Origin of the sequence: Frankia torreyi, assembly GCF_000948395.1 — a bacterium.
In the GTDB taxonomy this organism is placed as follows: domain Bacteria; phylum Actinomycetota; class Actinomycetes; order Frankiales; family Frankiaceae; genus Frankia; species Frankia torreyi.
Genome location: NZ_JYFN01000107.1, coordinates 1 through 11853, shown reverse-complemented (window position 1 = coordinate 11853; position 11853 = coordinate 1). Strand labels below are relative to the sequence as shown.

Here is an 11853-nt window from a genome sequence, read left to right as displayed (position 1 = left end):
GGCTGTGCCGTCGGGGGGTGCGCGGTGAGTACGGCGACGGCGGTCCGCCGGTCTGACGGTGAGGGGTTCCGGTTGGAGGGCCGGGGCCGGTCGTGGCGGGGTGGGCGGCGGGCGTTGGTGGGGGTGGTGCTGGTGGTGGTGTGTGTGGCGGTGTTCGTGGTGGTGGGTGGGCGGCTGGATGGCCGGCGGGAGGTGCTGGTGGTGACGCGGCCGGTGCCGGTGGGGCAGCTGCTGGCGGCGGGGGATGTGCGGGCGGTGTCGGTGGTCGTGGATCCGGCGGTGGAGGTGGTGCCGGCTGGGTCGGCGGGGCAGGTGGTGGGCCGGCCGGCGGCGGCGCCGCTTGCGGCGGGCAGTTTGCTGTCGTTCTCCGCGGTGGGCCGGCGTGGTCTGCCGGCGGGGGTGCGGCTGGTGGGCGCGAGTCTGAAGCCGGGTTCCTATCCGCCGGGGGTGAGCGCCGGTGATCAGGTCGTGGTGTTGCTGACCGGGGGTACCGAGCAGGGCGCGGCGGTGGCAGGGGCCACGCCATCCTCGACTCCGGGTGACGTCGGGGTGCCGTCGGTGGCGAGGAGTTCGTCGGCGGAGGGGGTGGTGGTCTCGGTCGAGCCGGGGCCGGCGGGTTCGGGTGGGCTGGTGGTGTCGGTGCAGGTCGACGCCGCGGACGCGGACGCGGTGGCGCGGGCGGCGGCGGCCGGGCAGGTCGCGCTGGTGCTGCGGGGTGCGCGGTGAGCGGGCTGGTGGCGGTGGGTTCGGTGAAGGGGTCGCCGGGGGTGACGACGGCGGCGTTGGGGTTGGCGGCGGGCTGGCCGATGCGTCCGGGCGGTGCGCCGGTGGTGGGGGTGGAGGCTGATCCGAGTGGTGGGGATGTGCTGGGCTGGTATGAGCTGCCGGCGGCGGTCGGGTTGGTGTCGTGGGCGGCGCAGGCGCGGTCGGGCCGCCTGGGCCTGTCGGGGCATGTGCAGCAGCTTCCCGGCGGTGTGGAGGTGGTGGCCGCTCCGGTGGAGGCGACGGCGGCCCGGGGGGCGGTGGAGGTTCTCGCCGGGGCGGGGGCGGTGCGGGCGGCGGCGGACACGGTGACGGTGGTGGCCGATGTCGGCCGGGTGGACCTGTGGTCCGCGGCGGCGCCGGTGGTGGCCGTGTGCGATCTGCTGGTGGTAGTGGCCCGTCCGGTGCCGGTGGAGCTGGCGCGGGTCGTCGGGCGGGAGGCTGATCTGACCGCGGCGGGCCGCAGGGAGTGTGTGCTGCTGCTGGTCGGGGAGCCGGCGTGGCCGGTGGAGCGGGTCGCGGAGTCGGTGGGCCTGCCGGTGGCCGGAGTGTTGCCGTGGGATCCGCGGGGCGCCGGCGTGATCGCGGGCCGGCCTGGGGGGCGACGTGCGCCCGGGCCGTTGGCACGCGCCTACGGCTTGGTCGCGCGCGGGCTCGCTGACCAGCTCGACAGGCGCCGGGTTCCCTTGCCCCCGCCTATCGCCGGGGTGCCGGCGTTGCCGGCGGGGAACGCCCGGGCGACGGCGGGACAGAAGACGACGGTGTTGGTGCCGGGGGCCTCGTCGCCTCGCGCGGGGCGGGATCGTGAGGCATCGGGGTGGGTGCCCTCGACCACTGTCCGCCGTGGCCGGGTGGGGCGGCGGTGATGGGGCCCGGGTACGCGCTGTCCGGGTTGATGGCCGCGCTGCGGGAGCGGGTCGCCGTGGAACTCTCGGCGCGCACGCGCGCGGGGCAGGGCGGCGCCGCATGGTCGGTGGCGGATCAGCGGGCGTACGCCGCGGGGCTGATTGCGGACATGCTGCGATTGCACGCCGAGCAGTCCATTGCCGCCGGCCGGCGGACGCTGACCGCGGCCGAGGAGGAACAGGTCGCCCGAGGGGTGCTCGACGGGCTGTTCGCGCTGGGTGGGCTTCAACCGTTGCTGGACGACCCACAGATCGAGAACATCAACGTCAACGGCTGTGACGTGGTGTGGGTGCGCTACGCCGACGGGCAGCGGCGGCGGATGCCTCCGGTCGCCGCGTCCGACGAGGATCTGATCGAGCTCGTACGCACGGTGGCGGCCCGCGCGGGGGTGGAGGAACGACGTTTCGATCGGGCGTCGCCCCGGTTGAACATGCAGCTGCCCGACGGGTCCAGGTTGTTCGCGGCGATGGCGGTCACCGCCCGGCCGGTTGTCTCGATCCGCCGTCACCGCTACCCGCGGGTCTCCCTCGATCACCTCGTGGAGATGGGCACGCTCTCGGCTGAGCTCCGGACGGTCCTGCGTGGTCTGGTCCTGGCCCGGCGCAACATCCTCGTCGCCGGGGAGACCGGGGTGGGCAAGACAACGCTGATCCGGGCGTTGGCCGCGGACGTCCCGGCCGACGAGCGGATCATCACGATCGAGGACTCCCTCGAACTCGGCCTCGACCGCGACGGCCTGCACCAGGACGTGGTCGCGATGCAGGCCCGTGAAGCCAACGTGGAAGGCGAAGGGGAGATCGGCCTGGCGGAGCTGGTGCGGTGGGCGCTGCGGATGAGCCCGGACCGGGTGATCGTCGGGGAGGTCCGCGGCGGCGAGGTCGTCCCGATGCTCATGGCGATGAGCCAGGGCACCGACGGCAGCCTCGCCACCATCCACGCCTCCTCCTCCGCAGGCGTGTTCGCGAAGATCGCAGCCTATGCGGCGCAGGCGGACGGCCTGGCGATGGAGGCGACGACCCTGCTGACCGCCGCCGCGGTGCACGTCGTCGTGCACATGACCGTCACGCAGGGCCGCCGAGTCGTGTCCAGCGTGCGGGAGGTGACCGGCGCCGACGGGCTGCTGGTCACGAGCAACGAGGTGTGGCGGCCGGGTGCGGACGGGGCGGCGGTGCCGGCGGTTCCGTTGCGGGCGGAGACCGCCGCCGCCGTGGACGCCGCGCTGGCCGGCTACTACACCGCCCCGGCGGCGGGCACCGGCGCATGGTGAGCGTGATGTCGGCCCAGGTGGTGCTCGCGGCGGGCTGCGGGCTGGGTGTGGCCGTCGGGCTGTGGCTGCTGGGTTCGGCGGGCACGCCGGTGTGGACGCGGCTACGCGCCCGAGAACAGTCGGGTCGCCGTCTGTCACCACAGGTACGCACCGTGCGTCTGGGCGCCGCGGTCGGCGCCGGGCTTGCCGTGGGGGTGCTGACCGGCTGGCCGGTCGCCGCCGCCCTGGCCGCCCTCGCCGTGATGGCCGCCCCGACCCTGCTCGCCGAAGGACGGGCCGGTGCGGCCGAAACAGCGCGGGTGGAGGCGCTCGCGTCCTGGGCGGACATGCTCCGCGACACCCTGTCCGCGGGTGCGGGGCTGGAGCAGACGATCCGGGCGACCGCCCCGATCGCCCCCGACCCGATCCGCGTCGACGTGCTCACCCTCGCCGCCGCAGTGCAGGACGGCGCCCGGCTCGTCGACGCGCTCGACGCCTTCGCCGACCGGGTCGATGACCCGGCCGCCGATCTGATCGTGGCCGCGTTGCGGTTCGCCGCGGCCGGTCAGGGCCGTCACCTCGCCGACCTGCTCGACCGTCTCGCCACCGCCGCCCGCGGGCAGGCGGCCGTGCGGCTACGCGCGGCGGCGACCAGGGCCCGGATCCGCACCTCGACCCGCGTCATCGTCGTCACCACCCTGGCCATGGCGCTCGGGCTGACCCTGTTCAGCCCCGCCTTCGTCGCCCCCTACAGCACGATCACCGGGCAGCTGGTCCTCGCCGCCGTCGGCGTCCTGTGGGCGGGAGCGTTCGTGTGGCTTGCCCGGATGGGCCGCATCACCCGCGAACCCCGCATCCTCACCGTCGCCGCTGGGAGCGGCGGATGATCCTCACCCTGGCCTGCGGTGCCGGTGTTGGAGCCGGATTGTGGCTGACGTGGACGGCGCTGCGGCCCGCCAAACCCGACCTCGCCGCCCTCCTGTCCGCTCTGTCCCCGAACCCGCCCACACCCGCGCCCACCGCGGCAGCTGCCGGGCAGGCGGACGGCTGGGCGGCCCGCGCCGGGAGGCCACTCGCCGCGCGGCTCGACCCGTTCCGGCTCCTGCCGCAGGCGATCCGCCGCGACCTGGTCGTGATGGACCGGGATCCGACGAGCCACCTCGCCGAGAAGATCACCTCCGGTCTCGTCGGTCTCGCGCTCCCACCGCTGCTGTCCGGACTGCTCGCTCTCGCCGGGATCGGCCTGCCCCTCGCACTGCCCGCCGTTGCCGCGTTCGCCGTCGCCGCCGGCCTGTTCCTCGGCCCGGATATCGCGGTGCGCGCGGACGCCGCCCGCCGACGCCGCGAGCTGCGCCACGCCTTCTCCGCCTTCCTCGACCTCACCGTGATCGCCATGGCCGGCGGCGCCGGCCTCGAACAGGCTGTCACCGACGCCGCCGCGACCGGCACCGGCGACGCGTTCACGGCGCTACGCGCCACCGTCGATCACGCCGCCCTGACCCGCGCCCCGATCTGGGAACCCCTCACCGCCCTCGGCGAGCGGTACGACATCCCCGACATCGTCCAGACCGCCGGCGCGATGCACCTCGCCGGCGGTGAAGGCGCCCGCATCCGCGCCAGCCTCGCCGCGAAGGCCGACACGATCCGCCTGCACGACCTCAGTGACGCCGACGCCGACGCCGCCGCGGCCACCGAACGCATGAGCCTGCCCGTCGTCCTGCTCACCGGCGGCTTCCTCATCATGATCGCGTATCCGGCGGTCTCGCGTGTCCTGAGCGGCCTGTGAACCTCCAGTCTCGACCCTCGAAAGGCACCGCCGATGCCCCACTTCCGCCGAGGACGCGGCCGACTGGCCACCCTCGGAACCACCATGATCATAGTGCTGCTGTGCCTGCCAGCCGTGACCGGGGCCTGGCTGCGCCGGCTCGAGGAACGCGGACGCGAGGAGGATCGCGATGGCGGCTACTCCACCGAGTTCATGGTCATCACCGCGATGTTGGTTGCGTTGGCACTCGCGATCGTGGCGGTCATCGCGAAGAAAGTCATGGACAAGGCCAACGGCCTGAACCTGTAGCCCGTCACCTTCGTGTCCCGCCGGCGGGGGACCAGCCGCCGTCACGGAAGACTAGGCGGCCGGTACGACGATCCCGGCGCGCCGTTGCCGAGGGCGACGAGGGCGGCGCGTCGACAGAACTCGTGGTCGCGACTCCCCTTATTCTGATCATGCTGCTGGTCGTGGTCCAGCTCGCCGTGTGGGGGTGGGCGCAGCAGGTCGCCGCCGCCGCCGCGCGACGCGGTGCCGACACCGCCCGCCTCGCCGGCGCCGACCCCGCCGACGGCCCCACCGCCGCCCGGCTGATCACCAGCCAGATCGGCGGCGGGGTCCTCACCGACCCACAGATCACCGTCACGCACACCAGCCCGACCCTGCTCACCGTCACGGTCACCGGAACCGCGATCCGCTACCTGCCGGGTCTGGCACTGCACGTCACCGCCCGCGCCTCCGGCACCCGAGAGATCTACACACCGTGACCGACCCCGCAGCCGACGACCCGCACCCACCCCCGCCCTGGACGTGGGACGCGGGGTCGGCCGCGGTCGAGCTCACCCTGCTCGCCCCCCTCGTCGTCCTGATCCTTCTGTTCATCGCAGCGGCAGCACGTGGCACCGATGCCCGTGGGCAGGTCGACGCCGCTGCCGCAGCCGCGGCGCGGGCGGCCAGCGCCGCCCGCTCCCCCGTCGAGGCCACCGCCGCTGCTCAGGCGGCGGCTGAGGGCGGGCTCACCGTCGGGTCCGCGGCCTGCCGCACGATGCACGTCACCGTGGACACCAGCGCCTTCGTCCGCGGCGGCCTGGCCCGCGCCACCGTCGCCTGCCGTGTTGATCTTGCCGACCTCGGCGGGTTGCGTCTGCCCGCGACCCGCACCCTCACCTCCACCGCGACCTCGCCACTCGACGTGTTCCGGGCAGTCTCATGACCTCGCTACCCGGACGTCCTGCGCCCGCCGACATCTCGGACGACGGGTATGTCACCGCGTTCTTCGCGATCCTCGTCGTCGCGCTGTTCGCCTTGGCCGGACTCGCCCTCGACGGCGGCGGAGCGTTGAACGCGAAGACGCGGGCGATCAGCACCGCCGCCGAGGCCGCCCGCGCGGGCGCCCAGGCGCTCGACCTCGCCGTCTACCGTGCCGACGGCACTCGCCAGCTCGATCCTGAGCAGGCCCGTGCCCGGGCGTTGGCCTTCCTGGCCGGCGCCGACGCCGACGGCACCGCGTCCGCGACCCTCACGACGGTCACCGTCACGGTCACCGCGACCTACCAGCCGCAGCTGCTCACCCTCGTCGGCGTCGGCCCGCTGCACCTCACCGGTACCGCCAGCGCGAGCCCCCGCAGCGGACCCGTCCCATGAGCGCCCGACCCGCACGCGCAGTCCGTGTCAGCGTGGGCCGCCGGTTCGTCGCGTTGCTGCGCGCTCTCGGCGCCCTCGCCGTCCTGCTGGCGTGTCTGGTCGTCGCGCCGATTGTGATGTGGCGGCTGATCGGCTGGCCGCTGCCCCACCACCCACCCAGCCGCGCCGAGGTGTCGGCCGCGCTCACCCGCCCCCTGGACCAGCGGCTCATCACCGGTGTTCTCGGCTGCCTGTTCTGGTACCTCTACCTTCTCCTCGTCCTGTCGGCGGTCACCGAGACGATCAGCCGGGCCACCGGGTGGCGCCGGCCACGGCTGCCCACCGCCGGGCTCACCCAGACACTGTCCACCGCGCTGGTCGGCACGATCGTCACCGGGCTGATCCTCGCCGCCAGCCGCAGCAAACCCGCACCCCCCGGCCCCGCCGTCGCGCTGGCAGCCTGGCGCGCCCCGACCGTCACCGCCGCCGCCCCTGCCGACCCCGCGTCCGCGCCGCTCGCCGCACCCAGCCCCACCTCGGACGAGCAGCCCGCGCGCAGCGTGCCGGTGCGGGCGCACGACAGCCTGTGGAGCCTCGCCGAAACCCACCTCGGTGACCCCCTGCGCTACCGCGAGCTGTTCGATCTCAACCACGGCCGGCCACAACCCGACGGGCATCGTCTCACCCGCCCCGACCTGATCCGCCCCGGCTGGACCCTGCTTCTCCCCGCCGACGCCGCTCCGGCCGCACCCGCCACCACCACCAGCACACCCTCGCCGCCACCCGCCAATCCGACGCCGGGCACTCACCCCGCCGGTCCGCCGACACCCGCCGTGCCATCCCCGCCGACTCCCTGGCTGCCTACCCTGCCCGACGGACCAGCAGCCTCGACGCCCACACCGGCCGCACCCGCCACCGCCAGCCCGACTCCGGCCACGCGGCCCGCTCACCCTGCCCATCCCGATCCGATCCGACTGCCCTCAGGGCCGGTGCTGCCCGTAAGCCTGCTCGCCGCCATCGCGATCGCGGTCACCGTCGCCCGATTCCTGCGCCACCGCACCCGCCCGGTCGGACAGCACCGCGGCCAGCCAGCCGACCCACCCCTCCCACTGATCATCCGCGAGATCCTTCGCAGCGGCCGTACTCTCGACGACCCCGACCCCGACCCCGACTCCGAGGACACCGCGTCGTTCGACGACGACCTGCTTCCCGCGGCCGGTCCTCCGCCCGACGACGATCCGCCGGCCGGTGACGTGCCGTTCGCCCCGCCGGCGATGGCGTGGCCGCCGCCCTATCCCGACCTGGACGCGCCCGCCATCCCGGCCGCACCGCCCGTCCCCGCGCTGGTGGGACCATCACCCGCCCCGGACAGCGCCAGTGCCACGTTGCCCGTGTCACGGCCACACCGCGCCGGCCTGCGCGGCCCTACCGCACCGACCCGGCTGCCCACCGCCTTGCGTATCACCGGCGGTGTCAGCCTGCCGGATCCCGACGCCGCCCGCGCCCTGATCCTCACCGTCCTCGCCGCCCACCACACCCCCGCCGGCGACGACCCCCACCACCTGATCCTGTCCCGCGACGCGGCCGACGCGCTGCACCTCCCCGCGCAGCTCCTCGCCCGCCTCCGCCACGTCACCCTCACCCCCAGCGCCCTCGACGCGGTCACCAGCGCCGAACAGCACCTCCTCACCCGTCAGCGGCTCGCCACCGAGCACGACACCGCGACCATCGGCCCGCTCCGTGCCGCCGCTCCCGACGAACACCTGCCTCCCGTGCTGCTCGTCGTCACCGCCGACCCGGCGCTGCACCCGCGCCTGCACGCGCTCGCCGGCCGCGGCGCGGCCCTCGACCTCCACACCGCCGCCCTCGGTGACTGGCCCGGTCAGCCCCGCTGGCCTGACCCCGACAGCACCGATCCCGACTCGTCCTGGTCGCTGCGCGCCGACGCCGCCGCCGACCTGCTCCGCCTCCTCGACCAGGCCACCCCCACCGATACCCCGACGCCAGCGGACAGCACACCCTCCCCGGCCCGAGCAGAAGCGGACCCGGTCGGCCTCGCGGACTCCACCGACACCGCGGACACTCCGGCCGCCGCGGACCCGGGCATCGAGACGGCGGCCGTCAGGCAGGACCTGGCCCCCGCGGATGCCGCGTCCCCAAGCCTCTCCCCGTCCCACGACGAGACCGTGACACCCACGCCCGAGACCCGCGACGCGAACGGCGACCGACCCCCGCCGGCTCCGGCCGAGGCACCCGCCGACACCGGCGGGGTGCTGCTGGTCCTGCTGGACCGGCCGCACCTGCTCCGCGACGGCGACACCGTCTACCAGGGCCGGCTCGGCCTGGAGATCGCCGGATTCCTTGCCCTGCACCGCCGCCCCGCCACCACGGCCACCCTCATGGCCGCGCTGCTGCCCGACATCGACCCCGACAAGGCCAAAGACCAGATCTACCAGGCCATCCGCCGTCTCCGCGAAGCGCTGCGTCGGGCAGGCGCCGACGGGGTGCTGCTCTCCGACCGCAACGGCTACCGGCTCACCGACACCCTCGCGGTCGACGCGTGGGACATCGACCGCGCCCTCTCCGCCGCCGACACGGCCAGCGACGACACCGGCCGCGCCGCCGCGCTGCACACAGCCACCAGCCTCTACACCGGCCGTCTCCTCGACGGCAGCGAATGGGCCACCGCCCACGCCACCGAGCTAGAACATCGCATGATCGACGCCACCGCCGACCTCGCGGACCTACTCGCCGACGACGACCCCACCGCCGCCACCCGCGTCCTCGAGCACGCCACCACCACCCTGTTCCCGTACACCGAGACGCTGTACACCCACCTCATGCGCCTGCACGCCGCCGCCGGCCACCCCGGCGATATCCACCGCGCCTACCGGCGTCTACTCACCCGCCTCGCCGACCTCGGCACCACCCCCAGCCCCGAAACCGACCGACTCCTCGCCCGCCTCACCCGCCCCCGCCACGACCCGCCACCAGTGTGAGAAGCCACAGACGTGGGCAGCGCCGCGCCGGCATCCGATCAGCGGGCCCCGACTCGGCCGGACCGCACAGAAGATCACATCGCGGCGCGCCGGCCTGATCCGCGGCGCCAGTGTGATCTGACAGGCTCCTCGCATCAGCTGGCCGCCGTGTCGAAGGGACATACCGCGATGAGCGATGCCGCTCCTGGTCTCGGCCAGGCGTTGCGTCTGATCGTCACAGGCGGTGGGACCGGTGGTCATGTGTTCCCGGCGCTGACGACGGTCCGGACTCTGCAGGCCCGCCTGGGCGACTGCGGGGTCGAGGTGCTGTGGGTCGGCGCGGAACGCAGCCTGGAGAAGCGGGTCGCCGACGACGAAGGTATCGGGTTCCGGCCAGTCGCCACAGGCAAGATTCGCCGTTCGGGCAACCCGTTGAAGATGGCGTCACCCGCGAACGTGCGGGACATGGGCCGGGTGCCGCTCGGCGTGGCCCAGGCCCGCTCGCTGGTCGCCTCGTGGGAGCCGGACGTGGTGCTCGCGACCGGCGGGTACGTCGCGGTGCCGGTCGGGCTCGCGGCGCGGATGTGCCGCCGTCCGCTGGTGGTGCATGAGCAGACGGTCCGGCTGGGCCTGGCGAACCGGACACTGGCACGGGTGGCCGCACGCGTGGCGGTGTCCAGCGCCCCGTCGTTGGAACTGCTGCCGGACGCGATCCGCGCCACGGCCGTGGTGACCGGCAACCCTGTGCGCGCCGAAATCCTGACCGGGCAGGCATCCCGGGCGGTGGCGTCGCTGGGCTGGGCGGGCCACGATCCGGCGTTGCCGACGGTGTACGTGACCGGCGGCGCGCAGGGATCGATGCAGATCAACACCGCCGTCGCCGGGGCGCTCCCCTGGCTGGTGGAGCACGCGAACGTGATCCACCAGTGCGGCCCCGGCAACGTCGATTCCCTGCGCGGACGCGCGGCGGGCCTTGCGGCGCCGGGGCGGTACTTCCTGACGGGGTTCCTGCGCGAGGAGGTCGCCGACGTTCTCGCCCTCGCGGATGTGGTGGTGTCGCGCAGCGGGGCAGGGACGATCGCCGAACTGACCGCTCTCGGAAAGGCTGCCGTGCTGATCCCGCTGGCGTCCTCGGCGGGCAACGAGCAGGCCCACAATGCCCGCTACCTGCAGGACGCGGGCGCGGCGGTGGCGTTGGAAGGTGAGGTGCCGCCAGAGCGGCTGCGAGAGGCGGTGGAGCCGCTGCTGGCCGACCCGGCGGCCCGCAGCCTGATGGCGCGGCGGGCGCGGGCGTTCGGCCGACCGGACGCGGCCGAACGCCTCACGGACGTGATCCTGGACGCCGCCGGCCGCCGTTAGGGCAGGCGGCGGGCTGTGCCCACCGCAAGCGCCTGACGCAGGAGGCCCGTCACCCGCCGGACATCGCCGTGGGCGAGGGCGGGGGGGTGGCACGGCAGGCCTGTCTTCGGTCAGGTCAACTGGCCCCACATGGCCGAAGTGGGACCAACAGACCTGGCGAAACTCAGGCAGGCTGAGGATCTGTGCCGCGGCCTGCGCGGAGACCAGGAACGGGATGTGCCAGGCGTATCCGATCAGGCACTCGCGCGAGGTGGAGGTGCGAGCATCCCCTTCCCCGGGTTCGTCTTGCTATCCGCTCAGGAGTCCGTCTGCCTTGCCTGCTTTGGCGCCGTCGATGAAGGCCCGGATCTCGTCGGCGTCGAAAACGAGTGCCGGGCCTGCCGGGTCGGTGGACTGGCGCAGGGCGACGCGGCCGTCGGCCAGTCTTTTTGCTTCAACACAGCTGCCGCCGTTGGGGCCGCTCCACGGCTTTTGCCAGCCGGTGGGCCCGAGGTCGGTGGCGGGCATGCCGTTGCGGATGGTGGTCATGGGTCAGGTCTCCTCGCGGATGGCGCTGATGATGTCGGGAGTGAGGTGCGCGGGTGGGGCGTCGGCGCAGATCCGGTCGATGGTCTCAAGGTAGGCGGCGACGTCGCCGGGTTTGTCGAGGTAGAACGCGCTGGTCATGTTCTCGCCGTAGACGAGGTCGGGGAGTTCGGGCACGGGGAAGCGCAGGAGGGTGAACGGCCCGTACATCGCCGCGTGCGCGTCACCGGCGAGCGGGAGGATCTGCAGGGTGACGTTGGGCAGCGCGCAGGCGTCGAGGAGCCGGTCGAGTTGGGCGCGCATCACGGTGGTGCCGCCGACGTGGCGGCGCAGCGCGGCTTCCTCGATGACCGCCCAGAGGCGGGGTGGTTCGGGGCGGGTCAGGAGTGCCTGGCGTCCCGTGCGCAGCGCGACGCGTCGCTCGACCTCCTCGTCGCTGCCGCGGGGGAAACCGGCCCTGGTCAGGGCGCGGGCGTAGTCGGGAGTCTGGAGCAGGCNGGGCACGGACTGGGGTTCGTACGGGCGGATGAGGCTGGCGGACTCCTCCAGCCCGACGTAGGACCGGAACCAGGTGGGCAGGACGTCGCCGTAGGTGTGCCACCAGCCGCGCCTGCCGGCGTCACGGGCGAGCTCGAGGAAGACGTCGATGTCGTCGCCATGGACGCCGTAGCGGGCGAGCAGGCCCTTGA

11 protein-coding genes and 3 pseudogenes are annotated in these 11853 nt (G+C 74.2%); 11 read left to right on the top strand and 3 right to left on the bottom strand.

Annotation, left to right across the window (positions count from 1 at the left end; all coding sequences use genetic code 11):
• The 11 genes and pseudogenes from FF36_RS30525 to murG form a co-directional block, all read left to right on the top strand.
• A partial coding sequence (locus FF36_RS30525) for an SAF domain-containing protein (RefSeq protein WP_339325628.1) occupies positions 1–726 on the top strand: 726 nt, incomplete at its 5' end.
• Positions 723–1628, top strand: a complete 906-nt coding sequence (locus FF36_RS35760; protein ID WP_052681656.1) for a CpaE/TadZ family protein — start codon at positions 723–725, stop codon at positions 1626–1628. The genes FF36_RS30525 and FF36_RS35760, both read left to right, overlap by 4 nt.
• A complete protein-coding gene (locus FF36_RS30515; RefSeq protein ID WP_044888680.1) occupies positions 1628–2935 on the top strand; it encodes a TadA family conjugal transfer-associated ATPase in 1308 nt (435 codons plus the stop codon). The genes FF36_RS35760 and FF36_RS30515 overlap by 1 nt, the downstream gene beginning before the upstream one ends.
• A 5-nt stretch (positions 2936–2940) precedes the next feature.
• The gene (locus tag FF36_RS30510) at positions 2941–3801 is read left to right on the top strand and encodes a type II secretion system F family protein (RefSeq protein ID WP_242419251.1); all 861 of its coding nucleotides are present in this window, start codon (positions 2941–2943) and stop codon (positions 3799–3801) included.
• Positions 3798–4700: a type II secretion system F family protein gene (locus tag FF36_RS34715; protein ID WP_044888676.1), complete on the top strand. Its 903-nt coding sequence runs from the start codon at positions 3798–3800 to the stop codon at positions 4698–4700. Before FF36_RS30510 ends, FF36_RS34715 begins: the two co-directional genes overlap by 4 nt.
• 84 nt (positions 4701–4784) lie before the next feature.
• Positions 4785–4988, top strand: coding sequence for a hypothetical protein (locus FF36_RS30500; protein WP_128423440.1), 204 nt, complete (start codon positions 4785–4787; stop codon positions 4986–4988).
• Positions 4989–5101: 113 nt separating this feature from the next.
• Positions 5102–5446, top strand: a pseudogene (locus FF36_RS30495) (TadE/TadG family type IV pilus assembly protein); the annotation flags it as partial.
• Positions 5443–5892, top strand: coding sequence for a TadE/TadG family type IV pilus assembly protein (locus FF36_RS30490; RefSeq protein WP_044888675.1), 450 nt, complete (start codon positions 5443–5445; stop codon positions 5890–5892). The pseudogene FF36_RS30495 and the gene FF36_RS30490, both read left to right, overlap by 4 nt.
• Positions 5889–6323 (top strand): pilus assembly protein TadG-related protein, encoded by a 435-nt coding sequence (locus FF36_RS30485; RefSeq protein WP_044888674.1) that lies wholly within the window; start codon positions 5889–5891, stop codon positions 6321–6323. Before FF36_RS30490 ends, FF36_RS30485 begins: the two co-directional genes overlap by 4 nt.
• On the top strand, positions 6320–9301 hold the full coding sequence (locus tag FF36_RS40250) for a BTAD domain-containing putative transcriptional regulator (protein WP_044888673.1): 2982 nt from the start codon (positions 6320–6322) through the stop codon (positions 9299–9301). Before FF36_RS30485 ends, FF36_RS40250 begins: the two co-directional genes overlap by 4 nt.
• Positions 9302–9469: 168 nt before the next feature.
• Entirely contained in the window at positions 9470–10639 is a 1170-nt protein-coding gene (gene murG / locus FF36_RS30475; RefSeq protein ID WP_044888672.1) for an undecaprenyldiphospho-muramoylpentapeptide beta-N-acetylglucosaminyltransferase, read from the top strand.
• A gap of 288 nt (positions 10640–10927) precedes the next feature.
• Here the strand turns inward: murG and FF36_RS30470 are convergent, their stop codons facing one another.
• The 3 genes and pseudogenes from FF36_RS30470 to FF36_RS36570 form a co-directional block, all read right to left on the bottom strand.
• Positions 10928–11167, bottom strand: coding sequence for a DUF397 domain-containing protein (locus tag FF36_RS30470; RefSeq protein ID WP_044888671.1), 240 nt, complete (start codon positions 11165–11167; stop codon positions 10928–10930).
• Between the two features lie 3 nt (positions 11168–11170).
• Positions 11171–11661: pseudogene (locus FF36_RS39655) on the bottom strand (DUF5753 domain-containing protein); the annotation flags it as partial.
• A 1-nt stretch (position 11662) separates the two neighbouring features.
• Positions 11663–11853: pseudogene (locus FF36_RS36570) on the bottom strand (XRE family transcriptional regulator); the annotation flags it as partial.